Below are 20,158 nucleotides of genomic sequence, written 5' to 3'. Positions count from 1 at the left end.
ATGTTTAAATGATTAGCATGCTAACTAATTGGGTGTGCAGTGCAAATGGAAAACAATATCGGATGGTTACTGAGTCGTGCGGCGTTTGCCTGGCGGCACGCCGTAGACCACTACATGGCGGATCTTGGCCTGACTCAGTCCCGCTGGATCGCCATGCTCCATCTCGACCGCACCGGTGAAGGATGCAGCCAGAAGGAGCTGGCCGGTGATATAGGCATTGAACAACCTTCGCTGCTACGCACGCTGAATTTGTTAGAAGAGGCCGGGCTGATACTCAGAAAGCCTTGTCCCGATGACGCCAGACGAAAAACCCTCTGGTTTACCGAAAAGGGCAGAGAACTCATGCAGGCCGTTGAGGCCAGAGCATTTGAGGGCCGCCAGCAGATGCTGCGTGGCCTGTCTGATGAAGAACGGTCAGTCTTTCACGTTCTGCTGAGTAAAGTCATCGATAACGCCAACCATATTTCTACTCCGGAGAATTCATGACCGCAGATGCACAATTTAACCGATGGATGCGCGGCGCATTAGTGCTGTTCATTGCCATTTGTGCTTACATTTTTATTGCCGATTTCAATATTCCCATGACACCTCATTCCATGGTGCAGCGTCCTGTTGTGACTGTGGCACCCAGAGTGTCGGGTGAAGTGATCAGCGTTGCCGTGCGAAACAATCAGCCGGTCCACAAAGGGGACGTGCTGTTTAAAATTGACGGCACTGACTACGAACTGGCGGTAGAAAAAGCCCGCCTGGCACTGCGGGAAGCACAGCAAACTAACGACAATTTGCACGCCCAGCTGGCCGAAGCACAGGCAAGTATTATCGAAACACAAGTTACCCTTGCTGAAGACAAACGTGAACATAAGCGTTTAGCCTCATTAGCTGCTAAGAATCTGGTCAGTACCCAACTTGTTGATCAAAAAATGGCTGAAGTTGAAGCCGCCGGGGCGAGACTGCAGGCTGCACAGGAGCGCAAAAAAGCGCTACAGGTTGAGCTTGGTGATGAAGGGGAAGATAACCTGCGCCTTCGTATTGCTTCAAATACACTAAAACAGGCTGAGCTGGATCTGGCGCGTACAACTGTCGTGGCACCTGAAGATGGTGTCATTTCGAACCTGCAACTTTCGCCGGGCATTCAGGCTCAGGCAAATCAATCTCTGCTCTCGCTGGTGGTTACAGGTGAAGAGCGTGTCGTTGCCGATTTTCGTGAAAAGAGCCTGAGTAAAATTGGCAATAACGCAGGTGCTCTGGTGGTATTTGATGCCCTTCCGGGGGAAGTTTTTCACGCTTCAGTTGTCAGTAAAGATTTGGGTGTGGCTACAGGACAACTTTTGCCGGACGGGAAGCTGGCCGAACCGGACGTATCCGACCGTTGGGTACGTGATGCCCAGCGTGTCCGTGTGTATGTTGCATTAACCGACCAGGCTCTGCCCGCCGATATGGTGAGCGGCGCACGGGCGACGGTGTTGCTGCAACGTCATGATGACGGCATCTTTAACTGGATAGGCGCAGCGCAGATGAAGGTTGTCAGTCTGTTGCACTATATCTATTAAGATGGGTATCAGTAAGTTGTCCGGTCTTATACTGAAAAAGCAGCGAGACCATCGCTTTATTAATTCGGCCGGGGATTATTCTCCGCAGGACCAGCGTCGGGTGTTGCGCATAGCCCTTGGCAGCTGTGCCGGTTTTCTCATCAGTAAATACATGAACTGGCCTTACGGCGTATTTTTCGCTGTCTATCCCATGTTATTGCTGGGCATGTTGCCTAAGTTCGACCGCCTGATTGCCTGGCAGTTTATGGTAGGTGTGGCGGTGAATGTGGTGGAAATCTATCTGCTGAATGTGTTTTTCAAACATCATCCGGCTTTAATGATAATGGGTGTGTTTGCGGTATTTTTTGTTCATTTCAGGTTGATGGCTAAAGGTTCGCACTTCCTGCTATGGGCCTCCGGGATAGTCACTCTCTCAGTGTTACTCCATTTTTCAAGCTATCCGGATGCATCATTAACCGATATGACAATGGCGGCATTCCTCGCCACGCTGATATCCGTTATTTCTGCAGCGGTGCTTTACTGGCTGATTCCGGAGACTGACCCCATCGCGCCGCCACCACAGCATAACGTGTCGTTTGCACAGATTAATCACCGCACGCTGATGGGGGCGATTCTGGCGACGCTGTCATTCGTTGTCTTTCAAATTTTCGATTTGAAAGATTCCCTGTCTGCGCAGGTAGCAACGGTACTCGTGCTGTTTCCCATGACCTTCCGCGGCTCGCTGGAAAACTCCATGAAGCGGGCGAAAGGCGTAGCCTTAGGGTGTGCGCTGGGTATTACTGTGCAATTATTGATGTACGATCTGATCCGCTATCTTCCCCTGGTCGTGATTGCGATGTTTATCACCGTCATGCTCACGGCACGGCTGCATCTGATTGAACGCACCGGTTCAGGTATGGGCTTTGGTGCCTTAACCACTATCGGCATTTTGTTCGGGCAATACCTTCAGCCCAATTCAGACATGCTGTACAGCAGTATGTACCGCTTTTCCTCTGTCGTCGTCGCACTGTCACTTCTTATGAGCCTGGCATGGCTGCTGGATGGTTTTTTAAATCGCTTCGCGATTACGCGAAATGTATGATGCAGTGATAATTTATTGAAGGAAAACAGTAATCTTGGAAGTAGCAAGCTTTACAGATTTATTCACCGGAGGCGGGGCAGTGTCAGCTGCTGTGGCGCTGGGACTGATTATTCTTGCAGGCCTTACGTCAATGATAACAGCTTCATTCGGTGTCGGGGGCGGTGTTATGTTGCTGGCGACCATGGCAACGGTTGTGCCGGTAGCCGCGTTGATCCCTGTGCACGGGCTTGTTCAGCTGGGTTCTAACGGGAGCCGTTCATGGCTGACCCGATCGCACATCGACTGGGCCATGGTGAAGTGGTTTAGTGGCGGTGCGCTGGCCGCGGCTGTTGCTGCGTCTTTCATTGTGGTGCAACTGCCGCTAATCACCATTCAGTTTACTGTAGCGGGTTTTATCTTATTTTTAGTGTGGGGACCAAAACCGGCGAAAAGGGAACTGAGCAAAACCGGCCGTTGCATTGCCGGTGCGCTGACGACGGTTGCGACTATGTTTGTGGGCGCGACAGGACCACTGGTCGCCGGGTTTGTGCACCGGAATACCGACAACAAAATGACCCTCACCAGTACATTTGCTACCTGCATGACATTTCAGCACCTGCTTAAAGCCTTTGTTTTCAGCTTTGCCGGATTTGCTTTTTTTCAGTGGTTGCCACTGGTAGTTGCTATGGTAGTCAGCGGCTTTACCGGCACCTGGCTGGGGTTGAAAGTGCTGAAAAAAGTGTCTGACGAGCGCTTTGCACTGCTGTTTAAAGTTATCGTTACCATACTGGCTCTGCGCCTTATCTGGCAGGCAGTGACGTCTCTCTAACGCTTGCTGAGCGTCAGGCCGTATCGCCGGAGTTTTCTGTAAAGTGTTCTGGTGCTTATGCCAAGCACGTCTGCCAGCGCTTCCGGCGTACCGTCGAAGGCTGAAATGATTTCAGACAGGTACGCTTCCTCTGCTTCTTCCAGTGTTTTTAATCTGAGCGGGCCGGACTCCTGTTCGCTTTCCGGTACAGTCAGATGGGAAGGTAAGTCCGCCGGTGTGATGTGTTCATCTACCGATAACAGAGCCGCTTGTTCGGTGACGTTGCGCAATTCTCTGATATTGCCGGGAAATGCATAACGGCTGAGTACAGACAGGGCATCTTTGTTAAAGGCCTTCTTCGTGTGCCCGGCTTGCGCCAGGAATTGCCCGCATAGTGCAGGTATGTCTTCCCTGCGCTGGCGCAGAGAAGGCAGGGCAATAGGAAAGCCGGCAATCCGGTAATAGAGATCTTGTCTGAATTCGCCCTTCTCAACCAGCTGTTTAAGGTTTTTGTGTGTGGCGCAGACCAGCCTGAAATCAGAGTGCTTAAGCTTCAGGCTGCCGACAGGACGGTAAGTGCCTGATTCCAGCAGTCGCAGCAGCTTGACCTGCATACTCATTGGCACATCGCCAATTTCGTCAAAAAACACCGTGCCGCCACTGGCCACGTCAATGAGCCCTTTTTTCGACGATGACGCGCCGGTAAATGCCCCTTTCTCGTGACCGAACAGCTCTGATTCAAATAATGATTCAGTCAGTCCGGTGCATTCAATGACTACAAACGGTTTGTCTTTCCGCGGGCTGCTTTCGTGAATTGCGTGAGCGACAAGTTCTTTTCCGGTGCCTGTTTCTCCTTGCAATAACACGGCAATGTCTGCCGGTGCTGCGCGGCTGATTTGATGCAGCATATTCCTGAAAGACGGTGCACTGCCAATGAGTTTCGCATTACCGGCACGGGGAGAAGCGAAGGTGATCTGCTCCAGCACCTCCAGGTAGCCAAGCACCATACCATCTTCGTCTTCCACCGGCTTCATTGTGATCTGGCAGTGAGAATCGCCTGTGCGGGTTTTGTGATTGTGTACCACTGAGCTTGGTCTTCGTGTACTTTTGCATTCCGCAAGGGGGCAGTCTTCTCCGGCTTGATCACAGGGAACAGCATTGTTGTGAGACACGCTGAAGCAGGTACTTTTACCGGTGATGATGTGCTCTTCATAAGTGTCGCGGTAGAGCTGGTTAACCGCATGCACCACATAATCCGGCGTGATAAAAATCGCCGGCTTATCAATCGCATTGATCATCGACTGAATAATAGAAATGTTCACGTTCATGCCCCCTCAGTGAGTTATGACAATTATGTCACAAGATGTGTCATAAATGACTTTGTTTTTCCGGTGAGAAAGCTTGCGTTGGATCAAATAGCGGCCTGTTCGAAGGGTGTAAGGTAGCGGCTATGAAATTTGCGATGTATCCGAAGTCGTCCGGTGGCTCAAACATCCCTGTTGTGTTCGTTATTCACGCTTTCTGCGCACAATAATTGCGGTTTTTGATTTATCTCAGGCTTCTGTGATTGCCAACGTTACTCTGTGGCACGACTTCTGCTCTGCCAGTGATATTAAATTCGGCTACATCGTCGACATTTCGCCAAATTACTAATTAATCGGGAGATGTTCCTAATGAGCGATACATTACTGGAGTTATCGCGCTGGCAGTTTGCATTGACTGCTATGTTCCACTTTATCTTTGTACCCCTTACCTTAGGTATGACTTTCCTGCTTGCCATCATGGAATCGGTTTACGTGATGACCGGCAAGGAAATCTACAAACAGATGACCAAATTCTGGGGTAAGTTGTTCGGGATAAACTTTGCGATTGGTGTGGCTACCGGCCTCACCATGGAGTTCCAGTTCGGTATGAACTGGTCTTATTATTCACATTACGTGGGTGACATTTTTGGCGCACCATTGGCTATTGAAGGCCTGATGGCTTTCTTCCTTGAATCAACCTTCGTCGGACTGTTCTTCTTTGGCTGGGACCGCATGTCAAAAGTGAAGCACCTTATGGCTACCTGGCTGGTGGCTATCGGTTCTAACTTTTCGGCGCTTTGGATCCTTATCGCCAACGGCTGGATGCAAAACCCTGTGGGCGCTGACTTCAATGTTGAATCTATGCGGATGGAAATGACCAGCTTCGCTGACGTTATTTTTAATCCGGTGGCACAAGTGAAGTTTGTACACACTGTTTCTGCAGGCTATACCACAGGCGCAATGTTCGTGCTGGCTATCTCCAGTTATTACTTACTGAAACACAAGCATGTTGCATTTGCCCGCCGTTCTTTTGCTATCGCTGCGAGCTTTGGTCTGGCGTCTGTGTTGTCAGTCATTATTCTGGGCGATGAAAGCGGATACGAAATTGGTGACGTGCAGAAAGTGAAGCTCGCCGCTGTTGAAGCAGAGTACGAAACCCATCCTGCGCCTGCGCCATTCACCATCTTTGGCATTCCCAATGACGAAGAAGAGCGTATGGACTACGCCATTCAAATCCCCTACGCCATGGGCATCATCGCCACCCGAAGCTTTGATGAAGAAGTTACCGGCATTAAAGATTTGAAAGAGCAGCACCGTGTTCGCATTTTATCCGGTGTACAGGCATACAAGCACATGGATGCAGTGCGTGACGGGTCAGCCACACCGGCTGAGCAGGCCCTGTTTGACGCAAATAAAGAAAACCTCGGTTATGCCATGCTGCTGCAACCCTTTACGCAGGATATTACACGGCCTACACCTGAAGCGCTTGAGCGTGCCGTAGATTACAGTATTCCGCCTGTTGCACCGCTGTTTTATTCCTTCCGCTTAATGGTACTGGCAGGCTTTTTAATGCTGGCTCTGTTCGCGGCAGCGTTCTGGTACAGCACTAAACACCGCATTACTCAGCCCCGCTGGTTACTGAAATCAGCCCTCTACGGTTTACCTCTGCCCTGGATTGCCTGTGAAGCAGGCTGGTTCGTCGCCGAGTTTGGTCGTCAGCCATGGTCTATTGCAGAAGTACTGCCGGTTCATGTGTCTGTTTCCAATCTGAGTGTGGGCGATGTGGTATTCACTATGGTGGGCTACACCTTGTTCTACACCGTGATGTTCATTATCAGCTTCTACCTGATGAAGAAATTCGCCAAAAAAGGACCGGTTCCTCCCGGCGATGAACAGGATGAAGCAAGCGTAATTGGTTTAACTGAAAAAGGAGCAAACGCATGATCGATTATGAAGTGTTGCGGGTGATCTGGTGGGTGCTTGTCGGTGTGTTACTGATTGGCTTTGCCATTACCGACGGCTTTGATTTAGGTGTAGGTTCGCTGCTTACTATTATCGGGCGTACCGACGAAGAGCGCCGGGTGATGATTAATACCATTGGCCCGCACTGGGACGGCAACCAGGTGTGGTTCATTACGGCCGGCGGCGCTATTTTTGCTGCCTGGCCAATGATTTATGCTACTGCGTTTTCCGGCTTTTACATCGCGTTATTTCTTACGCTTGCTGCGTTATGGATGCGTCCCATCGGCTTTGACTACCGTAGTAAACTGCCTGGTGCAAAGTGGCGTCAGCGTTGGGACTGGGCGTTGTTTGCCGGCGGATTTGTTCCGGCACTTATCTTTGGTGTTGCGTTCGGAAACCTGTTGCAGGGCGTACCCTATGAATTTGATAACACGTTGAAATCCACCTACACCGGCTCTTTCTTCGGGTTATTGAATCCCTTTGCCATCCTGACCGGTCTGGTATCCGTTGCATTACTGCTTAATCACGGGGCCACCTGGTTGCAAATGAAAACAGACGGTTTTGTTGAAGTGCGTGCCCGTGCCACCTCAGTGATCCTGTCTCTGGTGACTGTGGCGTTATTTATTCTGGCCGGCGTGGTTGTAGCCTTCGGCATAGATGGATATGTGATGAGCTCTGTAGCAGACACTTATGCCGTCTCAAATCCGTTGCACAAAACCGTTGTCACTGAAACCGGCGCGTGGATGAACAACTATGGTACCTATCCCTGGATGATGATTGCACCGGCACTGGGTATTGCTGGTGGCCTGGCGTGCGCGGCCTTTTCAAAAGCAGGCCGTGCGGGATGGGCATTTGTGTCCAGTTCTGCCATGATAGCCGGCGTTATTTTAACGGCGGGGTTCTCAATGTTCCCGTTCCTGATGCCAAGCAGCACAATGCCGGATGCAAGCCTGACAATGTGGGATGCCACATCCAGTGAAATGACATTACGTGTGATGTTCTTCGTAGCCTGTGTATTTGTACCCATTGTACTGTCTTACACCATCTACGGGTTCTACGTGATGCGTGGAAGAGTTAAACAATCAGATTTAGATAAATCTCACGCGATTTACTAGGAGGCATTATGTGGTATTTCACCTGGATCCTTGGCATTTTACTGGCTTGTTCATTTGGCATTATCAATGCCATGTGGCTGGAGTCTACTGAGAACCTGGACCGCCCTGATACTGAAGAATAAGGGATAATTTGAGTCGTTCCCTCTCACTTACCCGCTGGTTCCAGCAATCTGTCGCCACCGGAAACCCTGCTCCCCGCAGGGCTCTGGTGGCGCTTACCGTCCTCCACGTTTTACGTGATGCTGCGCTCATTGCGGCATACTGGGGTTTTGCTGCCATGGTGTCGCAGTGGATCATTGACGGCGTTGCCGCTTCGTCCTCACTGTTATGGTTTACTGCAATTTGCCTTGCCGGCGTGTGGCTGAGTCAGGGCTGCAGCATCTGGTTGAATCACCACGGCAGACTAAAACTGCTCTCTCGCTTACAGCAACAGCTATTGCGCACATTTGGCCGTCAGCAACATGCTTTAGTGCGTCAGCATTCAACCTTTCACTGGCAAACCTTGTGGCAAATGCACATCCCTGCTGTGGTGAACTGGCATTTTGATTACCGTGTTCAGCAACTGGTGGCCGTATTAGTGCCGCTTTTTGCTCTTGTGGTCATTTTCAGTGTCAGCATAGTTGTGGGCGGGAGTTTGTTGATCACTTTACCCATTGTGCCGTTGTTTATGATCCTGGTTGGTAAAGGTGCTGCGGCATTGCACCGCAAGCATTTTATTGCTCTTGAGCGGCTTGGGCGGCTGTTTACAGACCGGATAACCGCGTTGCCGCTGTTAGCCATGTTTAACGCCCATGACGCACAGGCCAGACGTTTAGACACTGCTGGCCAGCACTTAAGAGAGCGCACCATGAAGGTGGTGTCGGTGGCGTTTTTGTCTGGTACCGTACTGGATTTTTTCTCCACCCTCGCCGTTGCGTTAATTGCTGTGTATATCGGGTTTACATTGCTTGGCGAGTTTAATTTAGGCGAGACTATAGACCTTCAACAAGGTTTGTGGCTGTTATTAGCGGCTCCTTTACTGCTTTCTGAGATGAAGAAGCTGGGGCAGTTTTATCATCAAAAAGCACAGGCTGAGTCTGCCATGGAGGCGATTCAGGATTTATTACGTGATTCTCCGCCGGACGAAGCGCCCGCAAGCCGTGACGAAGTGGCACCAATCATACTAACCGGAGAGCTCACACGGTCACCTGCGTTAAGCACAAATGCACTTAGCATCAACCCGGGTGACTGGATCCGTTTAAATGGTGCATCCGGTGCAGGAAAAACCGTGCTGATGGAGTTACTGAGCGGTCAGCGCCCGGGATTAGTCAAGCCCGTATCTGATTACGTTCTGCTTACGCAAACGCCGGTTATTCTGCCGGGCACGGTAAGAGAGAACTTGTGTCTGGCGATGACCTGTTCTGACACCCAGTTACTTGCGGTACTGGACAGTGTGGAACTGGGGGCCTGGCTTTCTATGTTACCTGCGGGACTGGATACGCCAATGGGTGAGCATCCGCCTTTATCCGGTGGTCAGGCGCAGCGGCTGGCCATTGCCCGGTTGTTACTCCGGCAAGCACCGGTGTGGTTTCTGGACGAACCCACCGCCCACTTGCCTCAGTCTCAGCATGAAGCGATTTGTCACATCATCCATCGTAACTGTCAGCAGGCAACTGTCATCTGGGCATCGCACAAGCCATTGCCATTTGACTGGTTCAGCGCGCACTGGCTGATAAAGGATGGACGTGTTTTCCATACCGCAAGCGCAGAATTATCCGGAACAGAGGGTGAAACAAGAGGAGCCAGCGAATGAAGCAAATCCCCGTAGTCAGCTTATTGCTTGCCATTGCTCACACCAGTGCCGGACTGCTCATTCTTATATTCTCAAGCTGGTTCATTGCGGCCTGCGCACTGATGCCGGTTAACTTTAATTATATGCTGCCGGCAGTCATCATCCGCGCCCTGGCGCTGGTGCGTATTGGTGCCGGCTACGGACACATGTGGCTGGCGCATCACGATTTGCTGGGACGTACCACGGTGCTTCGCAGTGAACTGTTCAGCAAGCTGAAAGACCATGTATTACATGAAAAAGCAGGCGATGTGGAAAAGCTTGCCGCGCAAACTGAACTGTTGTCGTCGGTATGGGTGGGATGGGTTGCCCATCAGGCAAGCGCGGTTGTGCTGGTTATTCTGGCAACGGGCATTGTCACGCAACTGGCGCTGCCCGGCACGTTGGCGATGCGGGTCATGGCGGGCCTCTGGCTCGTACTAACATTGTGGCTTGTAGTGTACGGACTTAATCAGTCAGCGAAACAAACCGCTGAAGAAAAGCGTTTCCGGTTCGATTCAGAGCATTTCTTTAACAGCAGCAGTTTGTGGCATTTATCTGTTAATCGTCGCAACCCTCATTTTGCCTCTGCTCCCGGGCTGGATAAAGTGTGGCGTCATCAGTTTGCCACGGACGTAGCCGGACAATGGGCATTATGGTTGCTGCATGGCTGTGCTATCCTGGCGCTGGTGGCCTTGTTTGCTTTCAATCAGGATAAGGGATTTGGCGACCCGGCATCGCTGATTGTTCCCATGTTGCTACTGAGTATTACCGACTGGCTCGGACGGTCAGTGACGACTGCCGCACACCTCGGGCGCTACCGCCAGGCAAAAAGTGCGTTGGCTCAATCAGGAGCCATAGCCTTACCGGCCATTCACGACACCCAACCCCGGGGGCAAATTCAACTGGAAAGCTTTCAGGCTGTAAATGTTTTGTCGGGTATCGAAGCAACCTTGCCTGTTAAAGGTCTGGTTGTGCTATCCGGCCCCTCCGGCTGCGGTAAGTCATCGTTACTTAAAGCACTGGCCGGTCTGGTACAGGCGAAAGGTGATTTGCGTTTTGATGGTGATATTGTGCCGGCCGGCAGACGCAAGGGTTGGGTGTATGCTGAGCAGTCGCCGGTATTGCTGGAGGCCACATTAAGAATGAATCTGGTGCCGGATGAGTCTGTTCAAAGCGACCGGGCACTGAATAATGCGCTTTCTCAATTCGGTCTGGGGCATTTCTCACAACTGGACGAGTGGCTGGGACAGGGAGGCAGAGTACTCTCCGGTGGCGAGGCAAGACGTGTATCGTTAAGCCGGACTTTGCTCGCTTCGCCAAAGGTCTGGCTGGTTGATGAGCCGTTTGAAGGGCTGGATACCGGCAATCAGCAATATGTCGCCGCCGGGCTGACTGCGGCGGCAGAAAATGCGCTGGTGATTATCGCTACCCATGTCACACCGGAAGATATCCGGCGTTCTGCAGACCAATGGATTGAAATGTAACAGGTTTGCCAGCAAACTGGGGGCAGCTTTTAATAAAACTGCCGGAGACGCTTTTGCATTCCCACGATCATCATCACGGACACCACCACGGGCATCATCATGTCAGCGACGGGCAGCGCATCGGCTGGGCGTTCTGGCTTAACTTTATCTTCACGATCATCGAATTTATCGGCGGCTGGCTCACTAACTCCGTGGCAATTATGGCTGATGCCGTTCACGACTTAGGGGATTCGCTATCCATAGGCCTGGCCTGGTATCTCAGCAAAGTAGGGCATAAAAAAGCCGACGAACAATACACTTATGGTTACAAGCGCCTGAGTTTGCTTGGCGCGATGATCAATGGGCTGATTTTGATTGTGGGTTCCGTTTGGGTGTTATCGGAAGCCATTCCCCGTTTGTGGGCACCTGAAATGCCCGTGACTGAAGGCATGATTGCGCTGGCGATTTTAGGGATCGTGGTCAATGGCGTAGCCGCTTACAAGCTGTCTGGCGGAAACACGCTTAATGAAAAGGTACTGAACTGGCACTTACTGGAAGATGTACTCGGGTGGGTCGCCGTACTGATTGTGGGAATTGTGCTTCAATTCGTTAACTGGCCGGTGCTCGATCCTTTACTCTCGGTGTTGTTTACCCTGTTTATTTTATTCAATGTGGGCCGCTACGTTTATCAGACGGTACGCTTATTTTTACAGGGCAGTCCGGATGCGAAACAACAGCAGGAAATTCACTCAGCATTATTATCTGTTGAACACGTCAGTAACCTTCACCATGTCCATTTCTGGTCTCTTGACGGCGAACAGCATGTACTGACTGCTCACATTGAGCTCGCCTGCGACGTGGATGCCGCCACAGCACGAGCCCTTAAAAAGCAAATAGACGACAAGCTTTCGGGGTTTAATCTGGCACATACCACCATTGAACTTGAAATGCCCGGTGAGGTCTGCCGGGATACTGATGACCATGACCATGACCATGACCATGACCATGACCATGACCATGACCATGACCATGACCATGACCATGACCATGTATAAATTAAAAAGTTGGATAATACCTGATTTCAAATCCCACAGTCATGCCATTAACGTCTATAGATGAATCAGGTTTATCCTTCTTAAGATGATATTTAGCGGAAATACCGCATGTTAAACTGTCCGCCAGAATATAGTGAAAATTTAAGCTGTAATGAGGGATTATATAGGATTTTTGAGCGCTCAGAGTGACAGTGTCAATAATTTCGCCTTGTGAGAAGTTAACCATTTCAGTACTTGAAATTTCTTTAATTGTATAGTTGGTTGTTGAATCCCAATCAATTCCTGTGAAGCCTACTCCAAATGTCAAGTCAGATTGATTAGGGGTCAACTCAATGTTAAACATATCAGAGAAGGCTCTGCTTAGTGAAGTCTCAATAGATATTTCATAATTGACGGAAATTTTTGATTCTATACTTGTTTGGTAAAAGAAGTTTGAATCGTCATTTAAGCTTGTTCTCTTGACTGGTGCTGAAAAGCTGTTTTCTATATCAAGGAACGGGAATCGAGCTGATATAGTAAAATGAGGTGTTTTTCCTATGGCACTGAGTGATGGATAACCTTTATGTGAAAAACTACCACTGAAAGTGTTTTCTTCAGGAGTTGTTGAAAGAAGGTTTAGGTGGGAAATATCAAGAGATTCTCTTATTTTGTAATCAACTGCGGGGATATAGGAGTAAGACAAACCGATGCCACCGATGAATCTCGCTGAATTTATGTATTTTTGGGAAAATAGCGAGAGTTCTTCTACAAAGCTATTAGCCGTATATTTGTAATTTTTATCTTCATTTTCAGTCAACTTCTGAGCAACTAATGTCGCGTCAGTCAAAAGAGATTTAAATCTTGTTCGGGTTTGATGGCTTAAGTTTCCATTAAAATGTAATTGATCTTTGTAACTGGCTTCCCTTAATTGATCTGAAAGGATATCGACTTTCTTCACAAGACAATTTAAGTCTGTTTTTTTATCAGTCCCGGACAATTTGCAAGTTGGCAATACATCTGTGATATCAATAGAGTAATTCAAGTTACTAAACAAAAGCTGCAGTGATTTAACACCTTCCCAAACTATATCAGCGTCTGTGTTCTTATCCTGTATTATTGCAAGTAATGCTTCATAAGCTTTTCCCACAACTGGATTAGTCAGATTTAAGCTCTTTGAAAATTCCGAAACATTTTCGCTGGTCAGAGTAAGAGGCGCGTCAATGGCTTCGTCAGTTTCATCTGATTTTACCTCCAGTGAGAGGGTCAACATGGGAGCACAAGCAAATGAAAGAATATAATTGGATAATTTGATTTTCATAAGAATTCCTTTTCTCGTTAAATATAAACTTAAAATTAATTCGAGAAATATTCAATAAATATTGTGTAAATTTTAAGCAGATCTTTATTTAATATCGGTTCAGTCTTCGTGCTGCATCAGCTTCTCAAGAACGGTAGTTTTGTCGCCGATGCGTTTCTCTGCGTGGTGATGAGTCGTGAATGCCTTTTTTTTAGGGGGCTTTTTGTAGGAACCACACGGAACTTATAGTATTTATTTTTAAGAAATATCAAAATCAGTTTTTAAGGTACGTCACGTGACTAACCATCTGAGATATCCGCCCTGTTTTTAACAGGGCGGCCGGCCCGAACGTCATATTCGGTATTTTCAAACAATGCCTTGCCGATACTCATCACAATGGCACCTTCAGCTTGATTGGCTGTATCGCGTCCTGGAAGAGGTTGCTATCTTGTAGACGGGAATGAACTATAGCTACGCTGTACAATTAAAGCGCACCAAAAAAAGCGACGAATCTGAGTATTAACAGCGATTTATTGAAAAAGGCCAGGGGAATGAATATCAATCTGTCTGCAACACTGGAAACGGCACTAGCTGAAAAGCTGTCGCAGAATGAATCTGAGAAGTGGAAGCAGGAAAATAAAATGGCCATGGAGAGCTATAATGAATTTGTTGATGAAAACGGTAACTTTAGCGACGAATTCAGAGTGTTTTAATGGCTCAGTTTGATGTGTACGTGAACCGGAATTTAAACAAAGAAAAGGCGCTGGTTAGCGCCTTTGTTGGTTCTGTAGTTACATCAGCTTCTCAAGGGTGATGGGCAATTCCCTGACCCGTTTACCTGTTGCATGATAAACCGCGTTGGCTATTGCGGCAGCGAGGCCGGTGATGCCTATTTCTCCAAGACCCTTTGCGCCCACTTCACTGAAGTTATAGTCGGGTTTATCGAGAAATATTACCTCCAGCTCGTCAGGCATATCACCGTGAACAGGCATCAGGTACTCCGCGATATTGTTGTTAACGGGGCGGCCGGTCCGCTCGTCATATTCAGTGTGTTCAAACATCGCCATGCCGATACCCATCACAATGGCACCTTCAACCTGGTTAGCTGCTGTTTTGTGATTAACGATTTTGCCCACATCAATGGCACTGACCACACGGGATACCCGTAAGTCGGCGATTTCAGGATCCCAGCGAATTTCCACAAAGTGAGCGCCGAATACCCGGCTGGAATACCCTTCTTTCATAGCGCCATCGGTACTGCCTTCGCCTTCCGCGCTTCCTGCCTTAATGGCCTTGAGGATGTCGCTGAACGACCGTGCGGTGCCTGAATGCGAAGAAAGTTGCCCGTTTTTAAATGTGAGGTCTTCTTCACTTTCACCGGCAAAAGGAGACTTGTCCATCACCGCATAGGTTTTCAGTTCGGATATGGCATTCTCACAGGCTTGCTTCACTGCAGGAAGCAAACTGGCTGTTGCCCATGAGCCACCGGAAAGCGGGCCGGCCACTAAGTCAGAATCACCGATTTTAACCTCTACTTTTTCCACCGGTATGCCTGTGGCGGCAGATACGGTCTGGGCCATGACATTGTACGTGCCGGTACCAATGTCCTGCACCGCACATGACACACGTACCTTACCATTAGCTAAAAAGGAAACCCTGGCTTTGCTGGATGACTTCATCGCATCCCAGGCACATGCTGCTACACCCCAGCCAAGGATGTCTTTACCATCGCGCATAGAACCCGGTTCCGGATTGCGTTTATCCCAGCCAAATTTAGCCGCGCCTTTGTCGTAGGCTTCTAAGATGTTGGTATCAGACCAGGGTAAATCTTCTACCTGATTACGGTCAGTGAAGTTTTTCCGGCGTAAAGTCAGCGGATCCATATTCATCGCCACAGCCAGTTCATCCATGGCTGATTCCAGCGCAAAGATACCCGGCGCGGCACCCGGCGCCCTCATGGCGGCAGGGCTGCCGGTGTTCATCTGAATTACGCTGTTGGCAATATCCACATTGGGACACTTATAAAAAATCGGCGCGGTACGGCCGGCGGTTTCCACCCGTATATCAATTTCTGATGTACTGTTAAGCGTATGCTGAGTCATAGACGTCAGATTACCCTCAGTATCGGCACTGATTTTAAAGGTTTGCTCTGTGGCAGACCTGTGGCCGGTGGTGGTAAACATCTGCGCTCTGGGGACCATGAAATGCACCGGCTTACCCACTTCCCGTGAAATCGCCGCCGTGGCAATACAATGGGGCCAGGTGAACAACTTACCACCGAATCCTGAACCTAAAAACGGCGTACGCACCACGACATTCTCAGGAACCAGACCAAATACCCTTGCGAGGGTGTTACGGCTGAATGTCACGCCTTGTGTGGCTTCATAAACCACCAGCTTGCCGTCTTCCCACTGCGCCGCTGTGGCATGCATTTCCATAGGGTTGTGGGTTTCAAAAGGTGTGGTGTAAACCGCTTCATGCTTGTGCGCCGATTGGGTGTAGGCTGCCTCTGCGTCTCCACGGCTTTTCTCTGAAGGTTTCTGCTCTATGGGAGACACACCTGCCGCTCTGGCCTGTTTTATAGAGGTCACAGATTGAGCTTCTGAATAGGTGACTTTCACCTTCAATGCGGCTTCGCGGGCTTTCGCAAAGCTGTTCGCCACGACATAAGCGACAAGCTGACCGGCATAATAGATGGTGTCATCTTCAAAGGGCAGACGGCTCTCATCGACTTTAAGCCCCTTGGCCATGTTCGCAGGCACATGGTAAAGCTTGTCTGTGAAGTGGTTGTGGTGAAACACATCCACGACTCCCGGCATTTGTCTGGCCGCCGAGGTATCGAGGGATGTGATTTTTCCCTTAGCGATAGTGCTGTACACACCGTAGCCGTAAAGCATTCCGGGCAGATGGTTATCTGCAGAATATTTTGCCCGTCCGGTCAGCTTATCCGGTCCGTCAACGCGGGGAAGGGCGGCGCCCATGATGTCGCTGGCATTTAAGTCAATAGTCATGGTGTCCTCCTACGCGGTGATGGTTTTAAGGCTGCGGACAACCGCTTGTTGTCCCAGTGGAATTTTAAACCCATTCTGAGACTGGGGCTTCGCTGCCGCAAAAGCCAAAGCTGCTGCCTTTTCAAATGCCGCCTGAGACGGTGTTTTACCCTTCAATGATTGCTCTGCCTCAAACGCACGCCAGGGCTTTGTACCTACTCCGCCCATCGCAATGCGGGCGTCGCTGATGGTTGAGCCCGAGAGCGACACAATTACGGCACTGGAAGCAAGCGCAAACTGATAAGACGCTCTGTCTCTCAGTTTCAGGTAGTGTGACCGGTTGTCCGGCAAGGGCTTGTCTAAGATTACGTGAGTGATGAGTTCGCCCGGGGCCAGATCGTGCTCTTTGTCCGGACTGCTGCCCGGCAGCAAATGAAAGTCGGTAAAAGGAATTTCCCTCTCTCCTTTGGGGCCGGATACCAAAATCGTGGCACCAATGGCGGCCATCGCCACACACATGTCCGACGGATGGCTGGCAATGCAGTGTGCGCTGGTGCCCAGCACTGCGTGAACAGAACGGTTATTGCCTTCTATGGCAGAGCAACCGCTACCCGGTGCCCGTTTGTTACAGGGCGATACGCCGTCGCGGTAGTACGGGCAGCGTACTTTCTGCATAACATTGCCGCCGGTAGTGGCTTTGTTACGCAAAGATGTTGAAGCTCCGGAGAGCAAGGCTTCTGATAAAACAGCGTAACGGGCCTTTACCTCAGGATGCCAGGCAAGGTCGTTATTGGTGACCAGCGCGCCAATTTTAAGTCGCCCGTCTTTTAATTTTTCAATGTCGTACAGGGGCAGGCTGTTGATATCCACGAGGGTGTCGGGCTGCATTACATCCAGCTTCACCAAGTCAATAAGGGTAGAGCCGCCGGCCAGAAATGCATTGGTTTGTGTCGCCTTTGCCTTCACTGCCTGTGCGGCATTTTCTGCTCTTAAGTAGGAAAATTGTCGCATGATGCCTCCTTACACGTGTTTGCTGGCTTGCTGCATAGCAGAAAGAATATTCTTGTACGCACCACACCGGCAGATGTTGCCGCTCATAGCTTCCCGCCAGGCTTCAGGACTGGCCGGAATATCATCACTGCGAATCACATAATCTGCGGTCATCATCTGTCCGGCAGTACAGTAGCCGCACTGAAAGGCATCATTTTCATGAAAGGCTTTTTGCACCGCACTCATCTCACCATTTTCTGATAATCCTTCGATGGTGGTGATGTCATCACCATCGTGCATCACCGCCAGACTCAAACAGCTGTTAATGACTTTGCCGTTCACATGCAGGTTGCAGGCACCGCACTGACCGTGGTCACAGCCTTTCTTGGTACCGGTCAGTTGCAGGTCGTCACGAAGTACATCAAGCAACACTGCATTGGGTTGGACTTTCATTTTCCTGGCTTCACCATTGACCTTGAGGGTGATGGCTACTTTCGACAGCGCTTCCGGGCCATTCTCTTCAATAGCTGATTCCGGTGTTGAGGCACTTCTGGCAGCGCAGCCACTGGCCGCTACGGCAACGCCGGATATGCCAACGCCCTTAAGAAAGTTCCGGCGTGAGCGGGACGCCGTGCTGCTTTTAAAAACTTCTCCGTTTTTCTGATATGGCTTCAACTTATCTTGTGCCATGGATCACTCCTGTTCGGTCTGTGGTGAGGGTGGTGCATAAATGCCAGTGAAATTCACAAGAAAAACTCAGTGTGGAATGGTGAACTGATGCATAAACTTTCACTGTAACGGTCCACATGCCTACGGGGACGGTGTATGGCTGAGATCAACCTGTGCGGATGGAAAGGACGGGATAGACCTGCTCTCATAATTTTAGTTTATTAAAATCAATTTGTTAGCGATTGATGAAGAGAACTAATAGGCGAAAGTTTAATGATTCATTGATCTTTATCCGCGTGATAAATCCGCAATTTGTGGTGCTTTTCATTCACAGAAATTAACGGTGCTTGTGTCTGCTGTGATGTACAGAAACGGATAGCTTGCTGATATTAGTTTTCAGTGTGCTCTTTAGCCGGCAGTGACGAACAGGTATGCTGAGTATGTTTCCTCAATACAACGACAGGACGAATAACGATGACAAAAACCGAACCTATGGAAACGACGTTTGACGTGCGCTTTTATGAAACAGACGGGCTTGGTCACGTGGGTAACACTGTGCATGTGGGATGGCTGGAAGCCGCAAGAGATCCTTTATTCCGGCTGTTTGTACCAGACCTGGACTTAACCGCCTGGCCACTGATTCTGGCCAGCTACAAGGTCGACTTTCTGAAGCAAATTTATTACGGAAAATCCGTCACCGTGAAAACATGGGTAGGGCGCCTGGGGAGCAGTTCTTTTGATGTGTATCAGGAGATCTGGCAGGAGGGTGAGCACTGCGCAACGGGAACGACCACTATGGTGCATTTCAATTACAACACGCAAAAAGCCGAACCTGTTCCTGATGCAGTAAGGGAAAAGATGCAGAATTGGTTGAAGGACTAGTCGATGTACGGAAAAGACACAGATTTTATTACGGTAACAGACGACGTCCTGTCACCGGAGCTATGTAAAGATATCATCGCCGCATTTGATGGCAGCGCTAACCTTGCTCCCGGCAAAACCGGCGGAGGGATTGATACTGACAAAAAGCGCAGCACAGATGTTTCTTTCACTCAGGATCCTGTATTCCAACCCTTTCACAAAGAGGTGATGACGAAAACAGGAAATGAACTGTTAAAGTATATTGATGAGTATTTCTTTGCGCTGGTGGGGCCTATAGGCCTGACTGTGAGACATCCGCAGACCGGGCAACCGGTGAAGCTTACCGGCGACAACTATGCGGAAGTGGGGCGCCCGAATCTGGCCAATATGGTGAATTATTTGTTCAGGATCGGGGATATCAATACCCAGCGCTATAAAGCCGCAGAAGGGGGTTACCCGTACTGGCATTCAGAAGTCTATCCGCAACTTCAACACAACGATGCCTTGCACCGCGTTATGCTGTTTATGTTTTACTTAAATGATGTAGAAGAAGGCGGGGAAACGGATTTTTACTATCAGGGAAAAAGTATCAAGCCGAAAGCTGGCAGAATGGTGATTGCACCTGCTCACTTTACCCATACTCACCGGGGCAATATTCCGGTGAGTAATGATAAGTACATCCTCACTTCATGGATGCTGTTCAACCGCGCTGAACAAATTTATACGCAGTAATTACTGCGTATTATGCTGGCGGATCAGTATGCGGCGACGGAAACACCGGTCATGCGGTAGCCCACTGAGGCGATATCGCCTTTCCAGCCTTCGGTAGACAGGGTGCCGGTTACCCAGATGGCGTCGTATAAATCTTCGATGGCGACGCCTTTTTCAAAGGTCACATGAACGATTTGGTTGGATGCCGGTGGCGGAACGTGAATACATGCGCCGAAATAGGGAACCAGTAAAAATTCTGTGGTCAGTTCGTCAGTACCTTCCAGCGGCACCACAAATCCCGGAATTTTTACCAGCTTGTCATTGTACTTTTCAACCACAGGGGCATCGGGCTGCAATTGCGCCATGGTGCTTTCGTGGCTGGCAACCGGCGGCGGAGCGAGTTCGTTGAAGCCCGGCGGGACCAAATCTTCCCAGTATACCTCTTCAGGTTCATTTGCCAGTGCTGGCATTGCCATGACAGACATGATCAGGGTTAGCATTGCGGTGATTTTGTGTGATAAAGCCATAGTTCAC

19 protein-coding genes are annotated in these 20,158 nt (G+C 49.7%); 13 read left to right on the top strand and 6 right to left on the bottom strand.

What is annotated here, in order from left to right; translation table 11 throughout:
* The first annotated feature begins 45 nt into the window (after window positions 1–45).
* From J3369_RS19760 to J3369_RS19745, 4 genes are all read left to right on the top strand, one after another.
* Window positions 46–486, top strand: a complete 441-nt coding sequence (locus tag J3369_RS19760; RefSeq protein WP_349590181.1) for a MarR family transcriptional regulator — start codon at window positions 46–48, stop codon at window positions 484–486.
* On the top strand, window positions 483–1,550 hold the full coding sequence (locus tag J3369_RS19755; RefSeq protein WP_349590179.1) for an HlyD family secretion protein: 1,068 nt from the start codon (window positions 483–485) through the stop codon (window positions 1,548–1,550). The genes J3369_RS19760 and J3369_RS19755 overlap by 4 nt, the downstream gene beginning before the upstream one ends.
* Window positions 1,551–1,650: 100 nt before the next feature.
* Entirely contained in the window at window positions 1,651–2,631 is a 981-nt protein-coding gene (locus J3369_RS19750) for a DUF2955 domain-containing protein (protein WP_349590176.1), read from the top strand.
* A gap of 34 nt (window positions 2,632–2,665) precedes the next feature.
* Window positions 2,666–3,439, top strand: coding sequence for a sulfite exporter TauE/SafE family protein (locus J3369_RS19745; RefSeq protein WP_349590174.1), 774 nt, complete (start codon window positions 2,666–2,668; stop codon window positions 3,437–3,439).
* Here the strand turns inward: J3369_RS19745 and J3369_RS19740 are convergent.
* Window positions 3,436–4,746 (bottom strand): sigma-54 interaction domain-containing protein, encoded by a 1,311-nt coding sequence (locus J3369_RS19740; protein ID WP_349590172.1) that lies wholly within the window; start codon window positions 4,744–4,746, stop codon window positions 3,436–3,438. The genes J3369_RS19745 and J3369_RS19740 overlap by 4 nt on opposite strands.
* Window positions 4,747–5,091: 345 nt before the next feature.
* On the opposite strand from J3369_RS19740, the gene J3369_RS19735 reads away from it, so the two are divergent.
* The 6 genes from J3369_RS19735 to J3369_RS19710 are packed head-to-tail and all read left to right on the top strand — an operon-like array spanning window position 5,092 to window position 12,127.
* Window positions 5,092–6,666, top strand: coding sequence for a cytochrome ubiquinol oxidase subunit I (locus tag J3369_RS19735; protein ID WP_349590170.1), 1,575 nt, complete (start codon window positions 5,092–5,094; stop codon window positions 6,664–6,666).
* Window positions 6,663–7,799 carry a cytochrome d ubiquinol oxidase subunit II gene (gene cydB / locus J3369_RS19730; protein ID WP_349590168.1) on the top strand — a complete coding sequence of 379 codons (1,137 nt, stop codon included), beginning with the start codon at window positions 6,663–6,665 and terminating at the stop codon, window positions 7,797–7,799. Before J3369_RS19735 ends, cydB begins: the two co-directional genes overlap by 4 nt.
* A gap of 8 nt (window positions 7,800–7,807) precedes the next feature.
* A complete protein-coding gene (cydX, locus tag J3369_RS19725) occupies window positions 7,808–7,921 on the top strand; it encodes a cytochrome bd-I oxidase subunit CydX (RefSeq protein WP_349590166.1) in 114 nt (37 codons plus the stop codon).
* 8 nt (window positions 7,922–7,929) lie between these two features.
* The gene (locus J3369_RS19720) at window positions 7,930–9,591 is read left to right on the top strand and encodes an ATP-binding cassette domain-containing protein (RefSeq protein ID WP_349590164.1); all 1,662 of its coding nucleotides are present in this window, start codon (window positions 7,930–7,932) and stop codon (window positions 9,589–9,591) included.
* A complete protein-coding gene (locus tag J3369_RS19715) occupies window positions 9,588–11,093 on the top strand; it encodes an ATP-binding cassette domain-containing protein (protein ID WP_349590161.1) in 1,506 nt (501 codons plus the stop codon). The genes J3369_RS19720 and J3369_RS19715 overlap by 4 nt, the downstream gene beginning before the upstream one ends.
* Before the next feature lie 53 nt (window positions 11,094–11,146).
* The gene (locus J3369_RS19710) at window positions 11,147–12,127 is read left to right on the top strand and encodes a cation diffusion facilitator family transporter (RefSeq protein WP_502877479.1); all 981 of its coding nucleotides are present in this window, start codon (window positions 11,147–11,149) and stop codon (window positions 12,125–12,127) included.
* 1 nt (window position 12,128) lies between these two features.
* Here the strand turns inward: J3369_RS19710 and J3369_RS19705 are convergent, their stop codons facing one another.
* Entirely contained in the window at window positions 12,129–13,424 is a 1,296-nt protein-coding gene (locus J3369_RS19705; RefSeq protein WP_349590159.1) for a hypothetical protein, read from the bottom strand.
* Between the two features lie 530 nt (window positions 13,425–13,954).
* Between J3369_RS19705 and J3369_RS19700 the strand changes: the two genes are divergently transcribed.
* A complete protein-coding gene (locus tag J3369_RS19700) occupies window positions 13,955–14,116 on the top strand; it encodes a type II toxin-antitoxin system CcdA family antitoxin (RefSeq protein ID WP_502877478.1) in 162 nt (53 codons plus the stop codon).
* 78 nt (window positions 14,117–14,194) lie between these two features.
* Here J3369_RS19700 and J3369_RS19695 read toward each other — a convergent pair whose 3' ends face one another.
* Genes J3369_RS19695 through J3369_RS19685 form a run of 3 tightly spaced genes read right to left on the bottom strand, consistent with a single transcriptional unit; the run spans window position 14,195 to window position 18,073 of the window.
* The gene (locus J3369_RS19695; protein ID WP_349590157.1) at window positions 14,195–16,414 is read right to left on the bottom strand and encodes a xanthine dehydrogenase family protein molybdopterin-binding subunit; all 2,220 of its coding nucleotides are present in this window, start codon (window positions 16,412–16,414) and stop codon (window positions 14,195–14,197) included.
* Between the two features lie 9 nt (window positions 16,415–16,423).
* Window positions 16,424–17,404, bottom strand: a complete 981-nt coding sequence (locus J3369_RS19690; protein WP_349590154.1) for an FAD binding domain-containing protein — start codon at window positions 17,402–17,404, stop codon at window positions 16,424–16,426.
* 9 nt (window positions 17,405–17,413) lie between these two features.
* Window positions 17,414–18,073, bottom strand: a complete 660-nt coding sequence (locus J3369_RS19685) for a (2Fe-2S)-binding protein (protein WP_303572177.1) — start codon at window positions 18,071–18,073, stop codon at window positions 17,414–17,416.
* 453 nt (window positions 18,074–18,526) lie between these two features.
* Here J3369_RS19685 and J3369_RS19680 point away from each other — a divergent pair, with 453 nt between their 5' ends.
* Both J3369_RS19680 and J3369_RS19675 read left to right on the top strand, forming a co-directional pair.
* Entirely contained in the window at window positions 18,527–18,934 is a 408-nt protein-coding gene (locus tag J3369_RS19680; RefSeq protein ID WP_119502899.1) for an acyl-CoA thioesterase, read from the top strand.
* Window positions 18,935–18,937: 3 nt separating this feature from the next.
* Window positions 18,938–19,645 carry a 2OG-Fe(II) oxygenase gene (locus J3369_RS19675; protein WP_119502898.1) on the top strand — a complete coding sequence of 236 codons (708 nt, stop codon included), beginning with the start codon at window positions 18,938–18,940 and terminating at the stop codon, window positions 19,643–19,645.
* Window positions 19,646–19,668: 23 nt separating this feature from the next.
* Here the strand turns inward: J3369_RS19675 and J3369_RS19670 are convergent, their stop codons facing one another.
* The gene (locus tag J3369_RS19670; RefSeq protein WP_349590149.1) at window positions 19,669–20,151 is read right to left on the bottom strand and encodes a DUF3299 domain-containing protein; all 483 of its coding nucleotides are present in this window, start codon (window positions 20,149–20,151) and stop codon (window positions 19,669–19,671) included.
* Between the last annotated feature and the right edge of the window lie 7 nt (window positions 20,152–20,158).

Origin of the sequence: Alteromonas sp. NFXS44, assembly GCF_040148705.1 — a bacterium.
Lineage (GTDB): Bacteria > Pseudomonadota > Gammaproteobacteria > Enterobacterales > Alteromonadaceae > Alteromonas.
This window is presented reverse-complemented; position numbering and strand designations above follow the sequence as displayed.